This is a genomic window from Clostridium sp. UBA5119, from assembly GCF_002414285.1.
Lineage (GTDB): Bacteria > Bacillota > Clostridia > Clostridiales > Clostridiaceae > Clostridium_J > Clostridium_J sulfidigenes.
Window position 1 is genome coordinate 32120 of record NZ_DHYX01000030.1, and the last position, 23934, is coordinate 56053.

Consider the following 23934-nt stretch of genomic DNA (forward strand, 5'->3'; position numbering starts at 1 on the left):
AGTAATTTTCTTACCCTTATAATTAAGTGTTTTATATTTTATAAATTTGTCCTGTTTTTTTCAGCATTTTCTTAAATATATTTTCACATATAAATATTTATATATAAAAATAGGTATATATTAACCTATATAACTTTATGCCTATATAACTATTTAACTACATAACTATATAACTAGTTGTTCTGTTCATGCCAGTTTCAGCGTTTTTATCTTATACATATTATAGTTAAAACTATATAAATCACAACTCATTTTCTCATTTTACTTTACATACTGAGATTTAGGATATCCTTCTCTATATTTACCTCTTGTCTGTAATCCTCCTACCCCTTTAATTCCTGTGATTGTATTTTTGATTACATCTTCAATGTTTACTATATCATCGATATTAGTATAAGCCACCTTCTCACAAATTAATACTGGATCTAAACAATGGATGAGGACCCTACTGGGGGAAGATGCAAAATTAGCACCTGCATCAAGCAATGCTTCGTAGTTTGATTGACAAGCACCTGCAAAAATAACCAAATCATCATAATTAGAATTGTAACTTCTTAATAAAGAAACACATTCTACAAAGTATTTTGAGTTCCTATAGTTTCCAAGATCCATATAATCTGATATATTCTTGCTCATTCCATCATGGCCCGTAATTACAACTATATCAGGGTTTATTTCCTTTACTAAATCTAGTATTTGTGAGGGTTGATCCTTTTCTGCTATGACTTTACCTACAGCCTCAATGGATAATTGCTTATATGTTTTTAAACAAATATCTAGGTATTGAGGATCACCATCAATATGAAGAATTTTACCTGGTCTTCCAAAGAATAATTCACTATTTTTAAAAGATGTACCTTTCTTTTCTTTTCTGTTTATCTCAGTGTCTATAACTCTTAATGCAGCGGAAGTCCCTCTTGTATATGACCTTGATAGCAAAACTTTCTTTAGCGCAGTATTTACTTTTTTATTAAATACTTTATCTTTCTCCCCAACTACCTCACTATCAATAATCTCTAAATCATCTTCTATGCTATCTGCCTCAATTCTTATATTTAACCCCTTTAATAAATATTTTTTAACACCCTTATCATCAGTTTCTATATCTATTATTTTAAAGACTATATCTTTATTATAAGATTTTCTCACTACTCTATCACCTATATTCACCTATATCTCTCCTCATAATTTCCTCTTTATATCATATGAACTTTACTTAATAATTGTGAGATATAAACCTACCGAACTCACAAAACAAATATAAAAATATAGTAAAAGATTGATAAAAGTTTAACTAAATATCTTGAAATATAATTTTCATGGGTTATAATATAATTAGTTAAATAAATAACAAAGTTTAGGGGGTATATACTAAATGTCTACTGAAAAAATTGATACAAAATCTATTAAGGAATCCAAGAATGATTCCATTTCAAACTCCAGCCATTCAGATGATAAAGCCATATCATCTATAGATTCTGAAATTAATAAACTTGTTAAAAATGCTCGTGATGCCTACGAGGAACTTTTAACCTTTGATCAAAATTCCATAGATAATATAGTTAAAAAAATGACAATCTCTGCCCTAAGTAAACACCGTGAACTAGCTAAAATGGCTATAGATGAAACAGAAATGGGCGTATACGAAGATAAAATAACTAAAAATATATTTGCCTCTGAGTATGTATACAATAGTATAAAAGATTTAAAAACTGTGGGTATTGTAAATGAAGAAGAAGATTATATGGAAGTTGCAGAACCTATAGGCGTAGTAGCAGGAGTTACTCCAACTACAAATCCTACTTCCACTACAATATTTAAATCCTTAATAGCTATAAAAACTAAAAATCCTATAATATTTAGCTTTCATCCTAGAGCTCAAAAATGTAGTATAGCTACTGCTAAGTTGCTTTTGGATGCAGCTATTGAAGCAGGTGCTCCTAAGAATTGTATTCAATGGATTAGTAGTCCTTCCATTGAAGGTTCACAAAAACTTATGCTTCATCCTGGAGTAGATATTATTCTTGCTACTGGTGGTCCTGGTATGGTTAAATCAGCTTACTCTACTGGAAAGCCAGCTCTTGGTGTTGGTGCAGGAAATGTTCCTTGCTATATAGAAAAAACAGCCAATATTAAAAGATCTGTTAATGACTTAGTGCTTTCAAAATCCTTTGATAATGGTACCATTTGTGCCTCAGAACAAGCAGTTATTATAGATAGAGAAATTAGTGACGAAGTAATTTCTCTCTTAAAAGAACGTAACTGTTACTTTCTTAATAAAGAAGAAATGTTAAAACTTCAAAAGGTTGCTATAGATGAAAAAAGGCAATCTATGAATCCAAACATAGTAGGTCAAGGAGCTACAAAAATTGCAGCGATGGCTGATATTAAAGTTCCAAAGGACACAAAGGTTTTAGTATGTGAACCTGGTGGAATCGGTGCAGAATATCCTCTTTCAAGAGAAAAGCTTAGCCCTATCCTTTCAATGTTTATAGTTGATAGTACTGAAGATGGAATAAAGGCCTCTGAAGATATGATTGCTTTTGGTGGTCTAGGTCACTCTGCTGTTCTTCATTCTACCAATGATCAGGTTATTGAAGAATTCTCTAGAAGAGTTAAGGTTGGTAGAATAATAATAAACTCTCCTTCTTCTCAAGGTGCTATAGGAGATATTTATAATGTAAATATTCCTTCATTAACTTTGGGTTGCGGAACCATGGGTAGAAATTCAACAACTCAAAATGTTAGTGCAAACAACTTAATAAATATTAAACGTGTAGCTAAAAGGAGAGTTAATATGCAATGGTTTAGAGTTCCTGAAAGAATTTTCTTTGAACCTGGGTCCCTTTCATATCTTGAAAAACTTAAAGGTAAAAGAGCCTTCATCGTAGCAGATAAATTCATGGATAGACTTGGATATGTATCTAAAGTAATGGGACATCTTAAGAAAGCTAACTTTGATGTAAATGTATTTTTAGACGTAGAGCCAGATCCATCTACAGAAACTGTTATGAGAGGAACTGCTCAAATGAATAGCTTTGAGCCTGATGTTATTATAGCTCTTGGTGGAGGGTCAGCAATGGATGCTGCTAAAGGTATGTGGCTTTTCTACGAAAATCCCGATATAGATTTTAATGGTCTTAAACTTAGATTTATGGACATAAGAAAAAGAGCTTTTAAGTTTCCTTCTCTAGGTAAAAAGTCTAGATTAGTTGCTATTCCTACAACCTCTGGAACTGGGTCTGAGGTTACAGCCTTTGCTGTTATAACTGATAAAGAAAACAATATAAAATATCCATTAGCCGATTATGAGCTAACCCCTGATATTGCTATAATAGATCCTCAGTTAGTTATGACTGTACCACCATCAGTTACAGCTGATACTGGGTTAGATGTTTTAACTCATGCTATAGAAGCTTATGTATCTGTCATGGCTTCTGATTACACTGATGCCTTAGCTCTTAAAGCTATAGAGATTGTTTTTAAATATCTACCTATTGCATATAAAGATGGAAGTAATGCTTTTGCTAGAGAAAAGATGCATAATGCTTCTTGTATTGCAGGTATGGCATTTACCAATGCATTTTTAGGAGTTAATCATAGTATAGCTCATAAATTAGGTTCAGAATTCCATATACCTCACGGAAGAGCAAATGCTATCATGCTTCCACATGTTATAAAATATAATGGAAGTAATCCAAGTAAGCTAGTAGCCTTCCCTAAATATGAGTATTATAAAGCTCCTGAAAAGTTCATTGAAATAGCAAAATTTTTAGGCTTAGCTCACTCTACCTCTGAAGAAGCTGTAAATAATTTAGTGGAAGCTATCAGAAACCTAATGCTAGAGCTAAATGTTCCAACTACCCTTAGTCAATGTGGCGTTACTAAGGAGCATCTAGATTCTGTACTATATTCATTAGCCGATGAAGCTTTTGAAGATCAATGTACTACCTCAAACCCTAGACTACCTCTAGTTTCTGAAATTGCAGAACTAATTAAGGATGCTTTTTAATAAGGATTTAATTTAAAAAATAAAAAGTTGTGGTATATCACATATTCCACAACTTTTTTAATATGATCAAGGATAATCTCCTTAAATATTATAAAATTCTTTAAATTGTCTCATAAAATTCTCAAATTTTTCTCTTTCTTGTATAAGCTCTTCCATTTTCTTGTTAAAAGTGTTTTGTACCCAATTTACTTCATTATAATAATACCTATTACATATTCTCCAATATCTTTGAGGGAACATCAAGAATGCATATAGCACCATATATTCATCATCCTCTATTGGAGATATTTCATTATAATTATCAATGATAAGCTTTGCTATCTCAAAATCCCATTCTCGCCTCTTTAAAACTTTAATCATAAAATTAGATAAATCAAAAGCTCTGACCTCTCTTTTACAGTAATCGAAGTCTATTATACTTACTTCATTTTTTTCATCTACTATTATATTGTGATAAGTAAAGTCATGATGACAAAAACTTTTTTCTTCCTCAGATATCCTACAAATATTATAATAATTAGATTGATTTAAAACCTCTAGGGCCTTTTGCCCTAAAGCTTTATAATAATCCATTGATTTTATATAATTTAAATCAAAGTCTGTCTTATGATTCCTTTTCTTTCTAACCATTTCTTTCATCTTATCAAAGGATTTTATCCTTTTTTCCATTAAATGAGGCCATCTTCCTAAGTCAGATTTTAATTTACTATTCTCAGATGGTTCATATCCCTTTGACGCTAAATGAAAATTAGCTAGAGCTCTAGATGCCAATATTAAATCATCATCACTATGGAAATCACATTCTCTTCCATCTATCCATTGTGATAAAGTATAAATATCTTCATTTACTAGAGCATATGGTTTTTCCTCTGTATTAAGATAATATCTATCTATGTTCTTAAACCCATTATTGTATAGATGTTCTTTAGCTCCATATACAAAGAATAATTTTTGAGTACCATAGCTTATTTTCTTTAAGCACCTGACACCTTTATTGGTTTTTAATTGATATACACCCTTATTGGGTTTAATACTTTCAATTTTAATATCAAATTGACGTTCAATTTCAAACTCTCCCATCATAATTTCGCACCCCCTCTATAATTTATATGTATCACCAGTATAATTTAGAATAGCCATAACATATTTGAGTTTAAGTGAATAGTATGGATTATAATACCTATTGTAAAGGAGCATTTATATGAATATTGGTATAGACATTAGAGCTGCCAAATGGTACAGAGGTACAGGTATAGGAACTTATTCCTATCAGCTCATAAACGCTATTAATAAAATTGATACCTTAAATAAATATACCCTCTTTAGTGATTGTAATTCTACATCCATAAACTTTAATTCTAATTTTAAAATTTGCTCTACTCCTAATATAAATACTAACAGTTTTTGGGAAAGTGTAAGTCCTCCTATAAATTTAAACAATGAAGATTTAAACATATATCATGTACCTCAAAATGGTATCGGCTTACCTTTGGATCATAATCTTCCTTTTGTTATCACTCTCCATGATACAATTCCATCACATATGCCAGAGACAGTTGGTGATAAATATCTTAGCCTTTTTAACAGTTCCATGGAGAATATAGTAAATAGATGTGATGGTATAATTACTGTTTCTAATTTTTCTAAGGAAGATATATCAAAGGATTTTAATTTCCCCAAAGAAAAAATATATGTTACCTATTTAGCCAGTGAAGATATCTATAAACCCCTTGATAAGATTCTATGCAGTACTATAATAAAAAAATACTATTCTTTGCCTAAAAATTATATTTTGTATACAGGAGGTTTCAGTCCTCGAAAAAACATTTCTGGTCTTATAGAAGCTTTTAGTAAAATTCATGATAAATTACCTAATGAAATTAAATTAGTCATAGCAGGAACTAAGGGTAAATCTTATATTATTTATAAGAATCTTTGTGAAAAGTTAAAAATTACTGACAAAGTTATATTTCCTGGATTCATAGCAATGGAACATATGCCTTATCTATACAATAATGCAGCCCTTCTAGTTTATCCTTCCTTTTATGAAGGCTTTGGACTTCCTCCTATAGAGGCTATGGCATGTGGTATTCCTGTAGTTGCATCCAATGTAACTTCTATACCTGAAATCTTAGGTGATAGTGCTTTACTATGCTCCCCCTATTCTATAGAGGAACTGGGAGAAAGTATTTTAAAGGCACTACTAGATAATGTATTGAGAAATGATTTAATTAATAGGGGTTTTATAAAAGTAAACTCTCTATCTTGGGAGAGTACTGCAATACAAACTCTAGATAGCTATAAAAAAATAATTTCATCAGATAAAAAGGAAGATACATAGAGTATCTTCCTTTTATACTACATCCTAGGGGGGGCTAGGGTGTAGCCAACTTGTAAATATTTTTGAATGTTTCTACCATATCTTGTCTTTCCTCTATATCTTGCACTTTTTTTTGTATTTTATACAGGTAACTATTAAACTTCCAAAGTTTTTTTCTATAAAAATAATCTCTAGATATAGAGTAAAATCCTTCTGGGAATAATAACATTCCATGCAACACTTCGTACTCTTCCTTTGATATAGGTGCTATGGAATTATACTCTTTTATAATTTGTTTCAACACATTGAAGTCATAGCAACTATTCTTTGTGGTCTTATTTATAAAATTACATATATCATGAACTCTTAAATCTATAATGGAATAATCAAAATCTATAAAATATCCCTTATTATCCTTTATTAAGATATTGTGATAAGCTAAATCATGATGACAAAGAATAAAATTATTTTTCTCCTTACATAGCTCCATGTAACATGACTTTTCTAATGCTTCTATACTCTTTTTCATTCTTTCAAGGAAATAATCTACATGAGTAAGAAATATTTCATGAAACTCATTTTTATTCTTATAACTTAGAGTCATAGTCTTCATATTTTCTAAATCCTGAAGCTTTTCCTTATAACTATTTATAAGTTTAAAACCCTTAAATCTGCTACATTCCTTAGAAAATCCTATGCCTCTTGATGCTTCATGCATTTCTGCTAGACTCCTAGCTACTATATTAATATCTAAGGGATTATTGTATTCACACTCTCTGCCTTCTATCAAATCCATAACTACATAGGTACTGTCCTTCCACACTGTGGTGATATGTCCCATATTATTTCGATAAAAATTTATGATTCTATCAAATCCATTGTTTGTTATATAATCTATACCGTATACTATAAAATATAAATCTTCCTTGGTATAATCTATTTTTTTTAATATTTTATTTCCCTTGTCTGTTATCAGAATAAATACCTTTCTTAATGGAATTACATCAGTTACTAAAAAATCATAACTATTGAAAAGTTTTATATCTAAGTTGTATTTACTAAGCCACTCCTTATAAGAAAATCTATTTTCCATAATATTTCAGTCACCTCCTTATATTAAAGACATTTCATCCTCTTTAATACCATTTAATAACCTTCTTATATACTCCTCTTCATTCCAATTTTTTTTATTCTTCTTATATTTCTCATATATCTTAATAAATTCATAGGGATAGGATAAGAGTGCTTTAATGAAGACTTTACTACTTTCACCCAATCCTTCTAACTTACAAAATTCATCTATACACTTATTAAAATCCACCTTAAATCCCTTTCTCTTAAGCTTTACTAAAAAATAATAGTAATCCATCTCTACCATGTTATATGCTATGTCATCGAAATTTACAATTTCTATGGTTTCACCTTTTCCTAGATTATCAAAATCTACATTAGTCAAACATATCTCTACATTATCCATACTTCTTGCAACTAACTCCATATAGCCATTATCCATTATGGTATCAATAACCTTTTCACCTCTATCTAGAACTCTGTCTCCTCTTTCTAAAACTATCTCTTCTACTCTATCTATTGGTCCATTATCTTTAATTTTTTCTAGGCTACGTCTAAATTTTTTAAGCTGAATTTTATCATCTTCAATAAGCTTACAAGTGTGATTATTTATTCTTTTTCTTAAATATCCATTAAAGCCACAAGATAACTTATGGACTTCATTTATAATGTGAATTTGATTTATTACTTTTTCCTCTAATATGCGTCTACTTAAAGTCTCATTATTTTTCAGCATAAAATTTACTTTTTTAACACCCTTAGTACATAAATATTGTTGGAAGCTATCATAAAAAAATCTATTCATTTTATCACCTCTACTTACGTTTATTTTTTTCTACTTTATTTATCTTCTTCAGTATTTCTTCTTTCTCCATTTCAAGCTCCATCATCTTCTTTTTTCTTTTTTTTATTTTCTTTAATTCTTTAACGTAAGCTTCCATGTCCTCTAATCTTTTATCATAATCCTCTATGGTTTTTAGCTCTTCTAGCTCTTCAATAAATTCACCATAATTTTTGTTTTCATTCTTACTCACATAATCCCCTCCTTAAAGATTATCTAGTTTAAATTCCCTAAAGATATTTATAAATTCCTGTCTTTCTTCTCTGTCGTCGGCATAGGCTTTTAGTTTTCTTAAAAAGAAATCCTCTCCCCACATTTTTTTCTCCCAATAATATTGAATTCCTCGTTGCCAATAATCTTGAGGAAATTCCATAAATGCAGCCATGATTTTAATATCATCTTGCTCTAACCTATGGGTTGATTTATAAGCTTTTAATATAATTTTTACTCTTTCTTCATTCCATCTTCCATATTTCATAGCCCTAATTAAAAGGCTAGATAAATCATGTAAATGTGTATCTAAAATGCAATAATCAAAATCGATGATATTAACCTTATTCTCCTTGCCTATTAATACATTATGGTTGGCATAATCGTGATGACAAAATCCCCCTAGCCTTATCTCTTCAAGGATCTTATTTTCATAATTTGTATCACAAAGATTATTAATTGCGCTGTCACATCTCTGAAGCTCATCTTTCATCATACTCAAATAGTACAAGTCCACATCAGTCTTTTTTTCTCTTCTATCTATAATATCTTTGAAGCTCAATATTTCTCCCTTTCTTGTCCTATACACTTCTATCCACTTAAACCAACCAACTCTAGGTTTCATATCTCTACTTACTATAAATCCTTCACTACATTTATGAAGCTGTCCTAATTTTTTAGCAGCTATAGAAAGTTCAATTGGATTTTCATAAGAACTCTCCCTACCATTAAGCCATGGCGTTACATAGGCAAAGTTCTCATGGAATTTTATATAATCCATTCCTCTTGTTGTTCTTATTATGTTTGGTACATACTGAAATCCATTGCTATCTAGATGTTTCATAGCTCCTAATATGAATAAAAAATGTGGAAGTTCATATTTTACTACCTTTAGACAATATATCTGTTTACCTGCCTCTACTCTATAAACGCTTTTTATTTTTTCTATAGAAGTTAGTCGAATGTTATATTCTTTTTTCAATATTTCTGATATCTCTAAATCTTTCAAAAAAACCTCCTCCATAAACCTTCTATAGGTAATATATGATAACTCCAATAAATGTGTGTTTAGTTTTCAAGTATTTGTAACACTTATTTATTCCCTGATTAATATGTAATATATGGTTTTAAAAGGAGTGAAATTTATGAAGTTAGCCATAGATGGTAGAGGCATAAACTGGTATAACGGAAGTGGTATAGGAACATATACAGAAAACCTTTTGAAAAACTTACTTAACATAGATAGAAATAATTTTTATCAAATTTATTGGTCTGGTGAAAACTATGAAAGTTATCAAAAGGAAAATACTAATTTAGTTATGTGCTCAAAAAAATATCAAAGATTCTTTCAGGATAATTTTTTCCCTGAAGACTTAAAAAGAGAAAATATAGATTTATATCATATTCCACAAAATGGTATAGGGGTGACTCCTGAAGTTCATTGCAAAAAAATAGTTACAATTCACGATTTAATTCCCTATATAATGCCTGAAACTGTAGGCAGAGGCTATTTACTAAAATTTTTAAAAGAGATGCCTTATATCGCAGAAGCTAGTAACGGAATTATTACAGTATCAGAATACTCAAAACAAGATATATTAAGATTTTTTCCAATAGATGAGAGTAAAGTATTTGTTACTCCCTTAGCTGCCGATAAAAAATACATGCCCTTAGACAAAGAGCTGTGCAAAAATATAATAAAAGAAAAATATGATATAGATAAACCTTTCATTCTTTATGTTGGAGGTTTTAGTAAAAGAAAAAATGTATATTCCCTTATAAGTACCTTTAGTAAGTTAGTAAACCATATGGATAAAGAATATAACTTAGTAATTGTAGGCTCCTATAGAGATGAATCTCAGGAGCTAGTAAAATTAGTTGATAAACTTAATATGAAAAGATATATAAAATTTACAGGTTTTGCACCTGATGAAGATTTGCCTATTTATTACAATGCCTGTGAATGCTTTGCATATCCTTCATTATATGAAGGCTTTGGATTACCACCACTTGAAGCAATGAGTTGCGGTACTCCAGTAATTTCTTCAAATACAACCTCTATCCCAGAAGTAGTTGGACATAGTGGTATTCTAATTGATTCACATAGTGATAAAGCTCTTTTAGATGCCATGGAACTTATGCTTGGTAGTGAAACCCTTCGAAATGAATTTAGCAAAATATCACTTTTGAGAGCAAAGGAATTTTCTTGGGAAAATACAGCTAAGAAAACTTTAGATATCTATAATGAAGTATATAAGAGAGCCTTGGAAGAAAGGTGATACTCTTCTAGATGACTTTATTTTAAATATATATTTTCTGTTCTCATTCAAACATATAAAACCCTACANNTGTAGGGTTTTATATGTTTGAGAAAATTTAATTATTAAGCTTAGTTTTAGTAAGATATTATTACCCTCTAAATCTAAGCTTAAATTCATATTACAAAAATTCTTCTAATTCCTTTTTTTCCTTCATCTCATTAAGTAGATGCTTTAACTCTTGATCCTTATTTTTATCCATTACTAAAATAACATCTCCTGCATCTACAATAACTAAGTCTTTAATTCCAAAACCTATAATTAGATTTTTCTGTCCAAATACTGCACAGTTTTCACTGGAATTTAAATATGCAGAACCAACTATCCTATTACCATTGTGTTCATCTAAAAATCTAGTTAAGGATGCAAAGCTTCCAATATCATCCCACTGAAATTCACTTTTTATTACATATCCTTTTCTAGTTTTCTGCATTATTCCAAAATCAACTGAGATACCATCAATTATCTTGTATTCTCTCTCTATAACTTCTTCTTCATCCTCTTCTCCAACATATTTATAAATTTCACTTATAGAACTATACATCTTTGGTAAATACTTTTGCATTTCTCTTAGAAATACATCAGCTCTCCATACAAACATTCCAGAGTTCCATAGATAGGTACCTTTTAAAATAAAATCCTTAGCCACATCTATATTGGGCTTTTCTGTAAATCTAGCCACCTTATAGGTTTTCATAGAGCTTACCACTGAGTCTCCCATTTCAATATATCCATAACCAGTTTCTGGCCTACTAGGTTCAATGCCTATAGTTATAAGCCCTCTTCTTCTTTCTGCAAGCTCTACTGCATTCTTCAAGGTATCCAAAAATTCCTTTTCTCCTTCTATATAATGGTCAGATGGTAACACTACCATAACAGCATCTTTATCTCTCTTTAATAGCTTTGCTGCTGCAAGACCTATGCAAGTAGCAGTTTCTTTATTGCTAGGCTCTATAAATATATTTTCTTTATTTAATTGAGATAATTCTCCATGAATTTTTTCAATATATTCTTTATTAGTAACTACAAATATATTTTCTTTATTTATTAAAGGTTCTATCCTTTTTACTGTATTAGTCAAAAAGCTATCTTCATTGAAAACTTTTAAAAACTGCTTAGGATTATTAGAGCGAGACAGTGGATACAACCTTGTACCTTTGCCTCCTGCCAAAATTAACGCGTATAACACAAGTATCACCTTTTATATTGCTTATTTTTATAATATGAACTTTAAAAGAAATTTGTGAAGAATAAAAACTTCTTTTAATATACCATTATAAGAAATTTTATCGTATAATTATAGAATAGTTTATGGAATAGATTTAATTTTGTAATACTTTTGTAATCTCTATATATACCATAGTTGTTAATATATAATTGACATCTAGTATAAAAAATACTTAGAAAGGGTGGTTTACATTGGGTGATGATAAAACTTCTATTAATAGAAGAACCACTGTCAATAAAACAGCATCTATAGATGCTAAAAAAAAGAGCTCAAAGAAAAAAAGAGCAAAGCAACGTAAGCGACGAAGAATTATATCCATTACAATAATCTCATTAATTATATTACTTATTATATTCTTAGTAAGTATAAATTCTACTCTAGGTAGAATGAAACGTACTACAATCGATGATGACAATTTAGAAATTAGTGATAAATTTAAAACTAGTGATACTTATACAAAAGAATATAGTGATGTAGTAAACATTGCTTTCTTTGGATTAGATGAGAAAGTTGATAATATACAACGTTCTGATGCAATAATGATTGGTACCCTTGATCCAATTAATAATAAAATTAAGATTACCTCTTTAATGAGAGATTCCTATGTTAATATTCCTGACTATGGATATGATAAGCTTAATCATGCCTATGCTTACGGGGGACCAGAACTGTCTATAAGAACTATAAACAAGAATTTTGATCTTAATATCACTGATTATGTTTCTGTTGATTTTTCAAAACTCGAAAGTATAATTGATGCTATGGGTGGAATTGATATGGAAATGTCTGAGACTGAATTAGAACATGTAAATAACTATCTAGATGTTGTATATACTGCTGCAGGTAAAACTCCAAAACATGTACACTTTAAAGAAAATGGTACGGTTCATATGACTGGATATGAAGCTCTTGGATATACGAGAATTCGTGGAACTTTAGGAGGTGACTTTGATAGAACTGAAAGACAAAGAAAAGTAATGAATGAAATATTTAATAACATTTCAAATTCTGGGGTTGGTAAATTAGCTATTACAATGAATAAACTTCTTCCATTTGTAGAAACTAGCCTATCTAACTCTGAAATATTATCTCTTGGTACTCAAGTTCTATCTATGAATAACACACAATTAGAACAAGCCAGATTTCCTAGAAATGAGTATAGTGAAGATTCTCTAATCAATGGAATTTTTTATTTTACTTTTGATGAAAATATAGCAAGAGAAGAGATTCATGACTACATATTTAAAGATAAGAAATTATGGGAAAGTGAAGTTTCTGATGATAGTGATTCTTCTGAAGGTGAATCTGATAACAACTAACTTATAAATATACTGTAATATTTATGTAAATATTATTGAAATATATACTTTATTATTATATGTAATATTATAATAATAAAGTATATGTTTCGTTATTATTATATTTTTAAAAAATCATTTTATTAGAAAAAATTTAATTTTAGGATGTGATAACATTGGAAGACTTAAACAACAAAAACTTAAATAAAAGAAAAAAATCTCGAAAGAAAAAGATAATTATTTCCTGTGTTGCTGTGCTTATAGTTATACTTGGTATCGGTTTGTTTTATGGAAATAATCTACTGTCAAAAATGAAAAGGTCAGATATTGATGAAAATGATCTAGGTATCAAGGACGAGGTTAAAGAAAAACTACAAACTAGTGAAATTAAGGATATAGTAAATATAGCAATCCTGGGTGTTGATGAAACTAAAACTGATGTAGGACGTTCAGATGCTCTTATGATAGCAACCTTTGACCCTGTTCATAAGAAACTAAAGATTACATCTATAATGAGAGACACCTATGCAGATATACCTGATTATGGAAAAGATAAGATTAATCATGCCCATGCTTACGGCGGCCCTCAACTTTCAATAAAAACTTTAAACCAAAACTTTGGGCTTAATATTGAGGACTATGTAAAAATTAATTTTAAAGAATTGAAAAAACTTGTAGACGCAATTGGCGGAATAGATATGAAATTATCCGATGAAGAAATTGTAGAAGTTGACAAATATATAGTAAGAGTTTCAAGTAAGTCAAATACTCCAGCAAAGACTTTAGTAAAAGACGAATCTGGTAAAGTACATATGGATGGTTTTCAAACCTTGGGTTATTGTAGAATTAGAAGTACTGCTAATGGTGACTTTGATAGAACGGAAAGACATCGTAAGATTATGACTGAAATGTTTAATAAAATCTCTAAAGCCGGCNNGAACTTGCTTCCATGGCAACTAAACTATTACCTTATGTAGAAACCAGTCTATCTAACAAAGAAATAATTAACCTAGCAGCAAATGTACTTAACTTAGGAACTAAAAATATAGAACAAGAAAGATTCCCAAGAGATGAATATACTCATAACTCAGAAATTAATGATGTATTCTACTTATGCTATGATGAAGATTATACCGAGGAACAAATTCATGAGTATATTTTTAATGATAGAAAAATATGGCTAGAACCTAACCCAAAGGTATATAATCACGATGCTGAACACTCACATGGTAATGAAATTTCAGATTATCAAAATACAAATACCGAAACTATAGCTCCTAATACCAATGTGGAAACAGATGTTTCTACTCCGAATAACAATGGTAACACTAATGAAAATAACACTAATGATACAGGTAACTCCTCAAATGGTAATGGTTCCAATAATGGTGATAACACTGAAGGTGAAGGGACATCTACAGATACCACAGCCGAACCACCTACAGAAGGTACTGACCAAACAACTAATCCTTAATGGGAGGAAAATTTATGAATAAAGATAAAAAAATAAAATCAAAAAAAAAATCTAAAGGATTAACCACTGGCAAAAAGGTACTTATTATAATAGCAACTATCTTAATATTTTCCTTATCAGCTTTAGGTAGCTATTTACTATCTATGGTTGGTAAATTAAACAATGTTGGTTTAAATGATTCAGACTTAGGAATAGAAAAATCTAAAAATACATCCTCTAAAATTAAAAATATAGTTTTATTTGGTATTGATCAAACTGAGGGAGATATTGGACGTTCAGATGCAATGATAATTGCTACTGTTGATTCTCTTCATAAAAAATTAAAGCTAACCTCTATATCAAGAGATAGTTATGTTAATATAGAAGGTCATGGGTATGATAAATTAAACCACGCTTATGCTTATGGTCAAGAGGAACTTGCTATAAAAACTATTAATCAAACCTTTGGTTTAGATATTACAGACTATGCAAAAGTCAATTTTAACAACCTTAAAGATATTATAGATACTTTAGGTGGCATAGATATTACTGTAGAAGATTCTGAACTAGGTGATTTAAACGGAGTAATTTCAACTTCTGGTAGACAACATGTAAATGGAACTCAAGCCTTAGCATATTCTAGAATAAGAAAAAATAGTGGTGGTGATGATAGTAGAACTGAAAGACAAAGAATGTTACTTACAGAAATATTTAATAAAGTATCTACTGTAGGCATTCTTAAATTACCTTCAATGGTTAATGATATATTACCTCATGTTCAAACTAGTCTTTCAACTTCTGAAACTTTAAGCCTGGGAACTAAGGTATTAACCTCTGGAATGACTGATATAGAACAACTAAGATTTCCACTTGCAGAACATAGTAAAGGTGATAAAATAGATGGTATATACTATACTACCTTTGATGAAGAAATTACAAAAGAACAAATACAAAAATATATATATGAAGATATAAAGCCAGAAACATCTTCTAATTAATAGGAGCTACATGGATTAAATTCCATGTAGCTCTTGCTTTTATTGTGGTAAAAACTGTTTTATACTATTTAAAACAGCGTCTTCTAATTTTAATAAATTCCTATCTGAAACTTCATTGTTCTCTCCAGTTACACCTAAGTAAATTTTCATCTTAGGTTCTGTTCCTGAAGGTCTTACTACAAAATAACATCCATTGCAGAAGATGAATTTAATAACATTTGACTTTGGTAAATTTATAACTTCTTTACTAGAATCTTCAACATTAATCCTATAACTTAGTTTATAGTCTTCCTTAACAGATATTTTATAATCTCCAAAACTTCTTATATTCTCACTTCTGAAATACTCAATTATCTCTTTAATTTTTTCTTGACCATCCTTACCTTTTAGCTCTATGGATATTAACTTTTCTTTATAATATCCATAACTTTCATATAGTTCTATTAATCCTTCATATAAAGTCTTACCTATGGATTTATAATAAAGAGTCATTTCACATATTAAAGCTGCTGCTATAACTGCATCCTTATCTCTAACGAAATCCCCTGCTAAATATCCATAACTTTCTTCAAACCCTAATAGAAACTTATTATTACCTGGAGCTTTTTCAAAGTTTCCTATAAGCTCACCTATATACTTAAACCCTGTTAGAACTTCCTTAATCTGAACGTGAAATTTCTTGCATATAGGTTTTATCATATCTGTGGAAACTATAGTTTTAATTATAGTGCCCTTAGAATCTAAATTTCCTGTTTCTCTTAAGGATGATATTATATAATGAGTTAATAATACTCCTACTTGATTACNNATTACCCGTAAGAACTCTATACTCTCCGTTATTATCCTTCACCACAGCCCCTATTCTATCACAATCAGGGTCTGTACCAAGGATTATATCAGGAGCAAAATCCCTTGCCATTTCTAAAGCTAGCTTAAATACTTTACTATCCTCTGGATTTGGATATGGTGCTGTTGGAAAAGCTCCATCAGGTAGTTCTTGTTCTTTAACCACCTCTACATTCTTATAAGAAAGTTCATCTAATACTCTTCTTACAGGAATATTTCCAGTACCATGAATAGGTGTATATATTATTTTAAGCTCCTTACCATAATTTTTTACTAGCTCTTTTCTTATGGTAAGCTCCTTTACTCTTTCTATATATGAAGTATACATTTCTTCTCCTATATAGTTAACTAATCTTTTTTCAATTGCTTCCTTAATATTCATTACTGTAACTTGAGCAAAGGACTCAATATTACTTACAAAGGTTATAATTTCATTAGCTGATGCATCTGTAACTTGACATCCATCATCACCATAGACTTTATATCCATTATACTCTTTAGGATTATGTGAAGCTGTTAATACTATACCACCTTTGCAGTTTAACTCTCTTACAGCATAAGAAAGCATCGGTGTAGGAGTAAGCCTATCATATAAGTATACTTTTATTCCATTACCAGCTAAAACCCTAGCAGCATACTCTGAAAACTCATTAGACATATGACGAGAATCATAAGCTATTGCAACCTTTGGAGAAGTATATTTATTATTTAAATAATTAGCAAATCCTTGCGTTGCCTTTCCTACAGTATATATATTTAACCTATTGCTCCCAGCTCCAATTATTCCTCTTAATCCTCCTGTTCCAAATTCTAGCTCTTTATAAAATCTATCTTCTAGTTCAGTTTCATCAATAATGTTTTTTAGTTCTGCTTTAGTTTCATCATCAATTTCAGGTGAATTAATCCATAAATTATATTTATCTCTATAATTCAATTATACTCCTCCCTATTTACATATTTTATTTTTTTAAATTTTTATTTTTTTATCTTTAAATATCATATCTTTCATACTTTTAATAGTATTTCTATATAAGAATAAAACTATTAATATAACTATAATGCCAATAATTACTGTAATAATAGAGAATTCCATAAAACTTGTGTATAAAGCAAGAATAGATATAGCTAATATAGCTACTGTAGTCCTTCCTATACTATAATCCACTTTATAGAGTTTTCTAGATATTAAAGTTCTGGCATAATAAAATACTATATATGCTAGTCCTGTAGAAATACCAGCACCTTTAGCTCCTAGCATTGGTACCAAAATACTATTTCCTATAACATTAAATAGGCAAGCTATTGAAGCTATTACTATGTGATATTTAGGTTTCTTTTTAAAATTTATACCTCCAACTGATACCTCTGACATGGTATATAATACAGGCATAAATACTAAAAATGGCATTATGTAAGATGCAGTTCTATACTTAGGTCCTAAAATTAACACAATTACATCTTTAAACAATATTATGCCAATTCCTATTCCAAACATTAAAAAACTAACTATATCATTAATATTTGAAAAAAACTTTGTATCCTCTGGAGCTTTTTCATACTTTTCAAAAGCTACGGGTATCCAAAAGGTTGCAAATGATGTCTGTAATATGTTTAATATGGCTATTATACTATTAGCTGAGCTATATATTCCCACTTCATAATTACCATAAAAAGCTTTTATTGCCATTTTATCAGCAGATTGGAACAACCATGTAACCAATACTGTAAAAATTAATGGTATTCCATATTTTAAGATATCTAATTGAGAATTTTTTAGTTTTTTATCTTTAATGTTCTTAAAGTTCCAACTATCTCTCTCAGCAAATATAGATATACCTGCTACTACAGCATTGGAAATCAAGGTTGCATAAGCAAGAGTTAAGAAACTATTATTATATATCATAAAGAACAATGCTATGGACATAAGATAACTAAGCTTTTGCATTACCTGTAGCATAGAATATAGTCTTCCCTTTTGCTTCATTCTTACTGTCAAAAGTGAAAATCTGCTTATAGAAGCTAAAGTTATATTTAATATAAGTACTATTATAAAATTTGGATTATATTCAGATATTACATAATTTGATATAGGTACTTTAAATATAATGATTATAATCGATACTAATATATTTAATATCAAAGGAATCTTTATACTGTGAAATAATAATTTGCTTCTATTAACTTCATCCTCTTCGTAAAAAAATCTTACATAAGATTGATCTAATCCACAGGTTATAATTAACATAAGTATACTAGCATATAAATTAAACATTCCAAACTTACCATATTCTACAGGATCTATTATCCTAGTTATAATTGGAGAGGATATAAGTCCTATTATTAATACTAGCCAATTCCCTACAGAGAAAGATAGAAACTTTCCAAATAAAGAATTCTTTTTTATACCACTTAATTTTGAATTTAAATTATCCATAATCTCTAATCCTACTGATTCTCTAGCAGTTGATCCTCTGGTACATCTCTTAAAACTTTTGCTGGACTTCCAACTACTACTTTTCTAGCTGGTACATCCTTTGTAACTAAAGACCCTGCTGCTGCAAATCCTTCCTCTTCTACAACCTTACCTGGAAGTACTACTACTCCAGCTCCAAGTCTACCACCATTTTTAATAGTAACACCTTTAAACTTTCCAAATCTCTCCTTTGAACGGGCTGCATAATTATCATTTGAAGTTNNTAATCCTCCACAGTAGAATATGCAGTTAAATATACATTAGTTTGAATCTTACAATTTGATCCTATAACACAGAAGTTTTCTACAGTTGATCCTCTGCCTATAACTGTTTTCTCTCCTATAGTTACATTTTCTCTTATAGTTGCCATGTCTGCAATTAATGTTTTATCTCCTATGATTGCTCCTCTATAAATTATTGTAGTAGCACCGATTAAACACCCTTCTCCTATGGTGCAGTTTGGTAACTTCTCTTCATCTTTAAATATACTGTTTACCCCCCTCATTGGAGTTTTACCTATAACAGTATTATCATCTATTCTAACATTATCTTTTATTATAGTATCCTCATGAATAACTACATTATGACCAATAATGCAGTTGTCTCCTATAGTAACGTTATCTTCAATAACTGTAAATTTACCAATCTTTACATTAGTACCAATAGTGGCTTTTCCTGATATATAATTCATATATTACACTTCCTTTTTATATGCTAATCGATTATTTACTTATATTATTTTTAGATTTTACACAAAATCGAATATAACATGTTGTATTCTCTATTGTTTATTAATAACTACTAGATATATTATATCTTATTTAATACTTATCTTCTATATAAATAATTTTTCTATGCACGGCTTAAATTTAAAGATTTATTAATTTTATTAATAATATAAAAATTGACTTAAGACTAACTATCTTAAGCCAATTCTTAACTATATCCCAGATTCATGAAGATATGACGGTACTTTTGGATTAGAAGTTAATCTTATAAATAATTTACTTACTGATTTATAACCTATACCTTCTCTTATCATATCTTTATTATCTAATTCATACTCACTACATGCATTAAGAACTTTTTTCTTTTCTTCATTATTATCCGCAACACTTTCTATTAATTGATGTCTTAAAATTCCTGAGATTTTATCCTCTCTAGCTAAAAATCTACAGTCTTTTATAAGTCCATTTACATACAAACTGTTAACTGTATTTCCTGTAGCTATGTGTTGCAGATGGGTTTCATATTTATAACTATGAGTAATGTGTGTTACATTATTAAAGGTATTTTCAAAATACAATACAGTATCTTTTAAAAGTTCGTTATTTATTTTATCTTCTGGTTGATTTAAAAATACTACATTTTCTAATTTTACCCCTAATCTATCTATTGCTGCTTTAAATTCATTGTCTCTTAGATTTACCTTCTGCTCATGTGTAAGACCCTTGNNGTATCTTTCGTAATTAAATACCTTAGATCCACTTCCATCTGTAACTAGGACTATATAAACATTCTTACTTCCTACAGACTTTATAGCATCTATTACAGTGCTTCCCCCAAAAATAGTTTCATCATCTTGATGTTGTACATAAAATATCACTTTATCTCCATATAAATAACTCTTAGCACGACTTATAGCAATTTCGCTTATATTTCCTAAAATAGTAGCACTCTTAGCACCTGCAATTATACTCTTATCCGAATCATCTGAAACTAAAACTACAGGCTCCTTTAATACTGAAGCTGTTAATGCATCAACTAATATATGAGACTTACTTAAATTAACATGACTTTTATCGTAGAAAAATTGATTAATAACATTCCTATTAGTATCAAATCTATCTATTCCATCAATTCTTGTAGAAAAATTATTAAAATTAGTACTCATAACTCCAGTACCACCTATAGAGTAGGATTGTACATTTTTTCTGTAAGTCGTAGAGTTACCATCTGTTAAAATTACAGGGTTTCCTTTATTAGCTGCTACTGGAGCTATACTCATAGCATCCGCTTCTCCTCTAAGTCCGTTTACATAATATATTTCTCCAATACCATTTATTTTTTCAATTTTGTTTGCTATTAAAATAGATGTATCATATCTATTTTTTCCACCAATCCTTATAACTTTTTTACCCATCTTGGTTATCTTTGACTCTATATTGGAGGAAATTACGCTCTTCCCACCTATAATGTATACAGTACTCACTTTTTTTAGCTTATTAAGTGTTACTTCTGGTAGGATATTGGACTGAGTCAGTAAGATCGGAGAATTTACTGCACCACTTAACCCACTAGCAGAAAGTCCATCTGCTAATGAATTTCCATTAACTAAAATAACAGAAGAATATTGCATTTTAGATGCAATAATAGATGCTGTTTCATACCTATCTATACCACAAATATAGTCCGTATCTATTCCATATGCACTCATTATATTGAATGTTAACAATATAAATAAGCACACTAATATCTTTGTACAACATCTTCTCATGTCAATTTCCTCCAAATATTGATAAATTATTAGTATAATACTATTATTATATCATATATTTATAAATTACATCGTAATTTTCCTATATTGATTTATTTCATTTAAATAAAGAGCAAAACATAATAAATATATTTTGCTCTTTCCTTTATACTATTTCTTCATTACTATCTTTATTATTCTCTTCAAATCTAAATTGCCCATAAGTAAATCCTTTAAACATATCAAAAGTTAAATCATTTACTTTCTGATCTTCTTCAATCCAATTCGTAAATAATTTAAATGGTTCTTCACTAAAATATTTTGAATTTACTCTAGGGAATCCTTCTAATACATTAAAGCCTTCTTCCATAGCTCTTTTCACTTCTTCTAGATTATACCTAAAGTAGTATCTATGGTCACTATTTAAAATCTCCCCTATTATAAAATTATTGTTCTCTTCACTTTTCCATATAACATTAATTTTATTACTCATTATAATCTCCTCCTTCTTTTAGTCTTCTTATAGTTAAAATATTTTTCTTTATCATAAAATTTTATTATAAACCTTTTAATATACATTAAATTATCTTCTTTATTAATTCTATGTTTTTATTATGAAATTTATTTCTATTTTAAATAAAATAAATTCCACGGGTATAAATACTTTTTTTAACCAATAATTAAACCTTTATTAGTATATAACTATGTGACCCTAATTTCAAATATATTTATCTGATGACTATCATCACTAATATATTCTTACCAAATTTTATTTTTCAATGCTTGACCTATTGCATAAAATTAAAATGATGCTATAATTAGTGTTGGTTAAAAAATTAACAATGTTATTAAATTAGGAGGGATTTTAATGTTTACTTTTGATACATCGTTAAAAAAGATTAAGCATGAGGTTCTAAAGCAAATTGTCCTTTTATCTATTAATGATAATCTAAATACCAAAGAAATATTCAATATTCATAAATTTATAGTTGATAAAGATACCCCCGCATATAGATGCTGTATTTTTAAAGAGCGTGCTATAGTAAATCAAAGAGCTAAACTAGCTGCTGGATATATGCCTATAGGGGATGAATATAGTGATCTTATTGATATTAAAAATAACAAGCAAATTATGTACGTCATAGAAGCTGCTTGTGATAGATGTCCCATAGATAAATATACCGTTACAGAGGCTTGTAGAGGTTGTATTACTCATAAATGTAAGGAAGTATGTCCTGCTAATGCCATGATGACTGTAGGTGGTAAATCATATATAAATCAGGAATTATGTAAAGAATGTGGACTTTGTAAGAAGATTTGTCCTTATAATGCTATATCTGAAGTTCGTCGTCCTTGTAAAACTTCATGCCCAACTGGAGCTCTCAAGGTAGATGAAATCACTAGACGTGCTATTATTAATGAAGAGGATTGTATTCAATGTGGAGCTTGTATGACAGCTTGTCCTTTTGGTGCTATATCTGATAAAAGTCTTGTGGCTCCTGTATCCAAAAAATTATATCAGAAAAAACACAACATGATTGCAATTGTTGCCCCATCAATTTCTGGTCAGATGGGCAATAATGTTCCAATAGGTAAAATTAAATCTTCATTAAAAGCAATTGGATTTTCTGACGTGTTCGAAGCATCTTGTGGTGCAGATATGGTAACAATGCACGAAGCTAAGGAATTTGTAGAGAGAATGGAAAATGGACAAAATTATATGACCAATTCTTGTTGTCCAGGCTTTTTTAGCTACATTGAGAAAAGATTTCCTACTGAGGTTTCTCACATCTCCAATACAGTGTCTCCAATGATTGCAATTGGACGTGCTATAAAAAATGAAACTCCTGATGCTAAAATAGTATTTATCGGTCCATGTACAGCTAAGAAAGCTGAAGCTAAAAGACCGGATGTAGCTGCAGTTATTGACTACGTGCTAACCTTTGAAGAGCTTTGTGCTATATTCGATGCTTTCGATACAAATCCTGAAAACTGTAGTGAAGAGACCCTTGAAGATGGCTCAACTTTAGGTAGGGGCTTTGGTATGGCTGGTGGACTTACTGCTGCTATAGAAAATTATGTTAGCACAGAAAATATTGATGTAGAATTTAAACCAGTAAAAGTTTCAGGTTCTACAGAAATAAAAAAAGCTTTAAACATGGCAAAAATAAATAGACTACAAGGTAACTTTATAGAAGGAATGATGTGTAATGGTGGATGTATAAATGGTGCTGGAATCTTCTCAGATCCTGTGACCACTAAGGGAATCTTTATTAAAGAAGGTAAAAGTTCATCTATAAAAAATGTGTCTGATAATAAGGCTAATAAACTTATGGGTAAAGTATCCTTAGATAGATAAATAATAAAAAAAGTGGATTTTAAAATCCACT

Annotated in this window: 18 protein-coding genes and 2 pseudogenes; 8 read left to right on the top strand and 12 right to left on the bottom strand. The window is 29.6% G+C overall.

From position 1 onward, the window contains the following. Positions 1 to 261: 261 nt before the first annotated feature. Positions 262 to 1170, bottom strand: a complete 909-nt coding sequence (gene yabG / locus B2671_RS03685; protein WP_346869204.1) for a sporulation peptidase YabG — start codon at positions 1168 to 1170, stop codon at positions 262 to 264. Between the two features lie 205 nt (positions 1171 to 1375). Between yabG and adhE the strand changes: the two genes are divergently transcribed. Then, entirely contained in the window at positions 1376 to 4012 is a 2637-nt protein-coding gene (adhE, locus tag B2671_RS03690) for a bifunctional acetaldehyde-CoA/alcohol dehydrogenase (protein ID WP_346869205.1), read from the top strand. An 81-nt stretch (positions 4013 to 4093) separates the two neighbouring features. On the opposite strand, the gene B2671_RS03695 is transcribed toward adhE, so the two are convergent. Next, on the bottom strand, positions 4094 to 5095 hold the full coding sequence (locus tag B2671_RS03695) for a CotS family spore coat protein (protein ID WP_346869206.1): 1002 nt from the start codon (positions 5093 to 5095) through the stop codon (positions 4094 to 4096). Positions 5096 to 5213: 118 nt separating this feature from the next. Between B2671_RS03695 and B2671_RS03700 the strand changes: the two genes are divergently transcribed. Continuing rightward, entirely contained in the window at positions 5214 to 6353 is a 1140-nt protein-coding gene (locus B2671_RS03700; protein WP_346869207.1) for a glycosyltransferase family 1 protein, read from the top strand. A gap of 34 nt (positions 6354 to 6387) precedes the next feature. Here B2671_RS03700 and B2671_RS03705 read toward each other — a convergent pair whose 3' ends face one another. The 4 genes from B2671_RS03705 to B2671_RS03720 are packed head-to-tail and all read right to left on the bottom strand — an operon-like array spanning position 6388 to position 9463. After that, entirely contained in the window at positions 6388 to 7425 is a 1038-nt protein-coding gene (locus tag B2671_RS03705) for a CotS family spore coat protein (RefSeq protein ID WP_346869208.1), read from the bottom strand. 18 nt (positions 7426 to 7443) lie between these two features. Then, positions 7444 to 8208: a hypothetical protein gene (locus B2671_RS03710; protein ID WP_346869209.1), complete on the bottom strand. Its 765-nt coding sequence runs from the start codon at positions 8206 to 8208 to the stop codon at positions 7444 to 7446. Between the two features lie 10 nt (positions 8209 to 8218). Beyond that, a complete protein-coding gene (locus tag B2671_RS03715; protein ID WP_150846273.1) occupies positions 8219 to 8437 on the bottom strand; it encodes a hypothetical protein in 219 nt (72 codons plus the stop codon). 12 nt (positions 8438 to 8449) lie between these two features. Continuing rightward, complete coding sequence (locus B2671_RS03720) at positions 8450 to 9463, bottom strand: CotS family spore coat protein (RefSeq protein ID WP_346869210.1); 1014 nt, start codon at positions 9461 to 9463, stop codon at positions 8450 to 8452. 136 nt (positions 9464 to 9599) lie between these two features. Between B2671_RS03720 and B2671_RS03725 the strand changes: the two genes are divergently transcribed. Beyond that, positions 9600 to 10733 carry a glycosyltransferase family 1 protein gene (locus B2671_RS03725; RefSeq protein ID WP_346869211.1) on the top strand — a complete coding sequence of 378 codons (1134 nt, stop codon included), beginning with the start codon at positions 9600 to 9602 and terminating at the stop codon, positions 10731 to 10733. Positions 10734 to 10893: 160 nt separating this feature from the next. Here B2671_RS03725 and B2671_RS03730 read toward each other — a convergent pair whose 3' ends face one another. Beyond that, entirely contained in the window at positions 10894 to 11961 is a 1068-nt protein-coding gene (locus tag B2671_RS03730; RefSeq protein ID WP_346869212.1) for a mannose-1-phosphate guanylyltransferase, read from the bottom strand. Positions 11962 to 12191: 230 nt separating this feature from the next. Here B2671_RS03730 and B2671_RS03735 point away from each other — a divergent pair, with 230 nt between their 5' ends. The 4 genes from B2671_RS03735 (at position 12192) to B2671_RS03750 (ending at position 15749) form a co-directional block, all read left to right on the top strand. Further along, positions 12192 to 13319 carry an LCP family protein gene (locus B2671_RS03735; RefSeq protein WP_346869213.1) on the top strand — a complete coding sequence of 376 codons (1128 nt, stop codon included), beginning with the start codon at positions 12192 to 12194 and terminating at the stop codon, positions 13317 to 13319. Between the two features lie 290 nt (positions 13320 to 13609). After that, positions 13610 to 14275, top strand: coding sequence for an LCP family protein (locus tag B2671_RS03740; protein WP_422653221.1), 666 nt, complete (start codon positions 13610 to 13612; stop codon positions 14273 to 14275). Continuing rightward, a complete protein-coding gene (locus B2671_RS03745; RefSeq protein ID WP_346869215.1) occupies positions 14248 to 14772 on the top strand; it encodes a hypothetical protein in 525 nt (174 codons plus the stop codon). Before B2671_RS03740 ends, B2671_RS03745 begins: the two co-directional genes overlap by 28 nt. Before the next feature lie 14 nt (positions 14773 to 14786). Beyond that, entirely contained in the window at positions 14787 to 15749 is a 963-nt protein-coding gene (locus tag B2671_RS03750) for an LCP family protein (protein WP_346869216.1), read from the top strand. Positions 15750 to 15788: 39 nt separating this feature from the next. Here B2671_RS03750 and B2671_RS03755 read toward each other — a convergent pair. The 5 genes and pseudogenes from B2671_RS03755 to B2671_RS03775 form a co-directional block, all read right to left on the bottom strand. Next, positions 15789 to 17529: pseudogene (locus B2671_RS03755) on the bottom strand (phospho-sugar mutase). A 33-nt stretch (positions 17530 to 17562) separates the two neighbouring features. Next, a complete protein-coding gene (locus tag B2671_RS03760) occupies positions 17563 to 19029 on the bottom strand; it encodes a lipopolysaccharide biosynthesis protein (RefSeq protein WP_346869217.1) in 1467 nt (488 codons plus the stop codon). 11 nt (positions 19030 to 19040) lie between these two features. Next, a pseudogene (locus B2671_RS03765) lies at positions 19041 to 19759 on the bottom strand (DapH/DapD/GlmU-related protein). A gap of 249 nt (positions 19760 to 20008) precedes the next feature. Then, positions 20009 to 21565, bottom strand: a complete 1557-nt coding sequence (locus B2671_RS03770; RefSeq protein ID WP_346869218.1) for a cell wall-binding repeat-containing protein — start codon at positions 21563 to 21565, stop codon at positions 20009 to 20011. A gap of 145 nt (positions 21566 to 21710) precedes the next feature. Further along, positions 21711 to 22037 carry a hypothetical protein gene (locus B2671_RS03775; protein ID WP_346869219.1) on the bottom strand — a complete coding sequence of 109 codons (327 nt, stop codon included), beginning with the start codon at positions 22035 to 22037 and terminating at the stop codon, positions 21711 to 21713. A 375-nt stretch (positions 22038 to 22412) separates the two neighbouring features. Here B2671_RS03775 and B2671_RS03780 point away from each other — a divergent pair, with 375 nt between their 5' ends. Next, positions 22413 to 23903 carry a 4Fe-4S dicluster domain-containing protein gene (locus tag B2671_RS03780; protein WP_346869220.1) on the top strand — a complete coding sequence of 497 codons (1491 nt, stop codon included), beginning with the start codon at positions 22413 to 22415 and terminating at the stop codon, positions 23901 to 23903. The last annotated feature ends 31 nt before the right edge of the window (positions 23904 to 23934 follow it).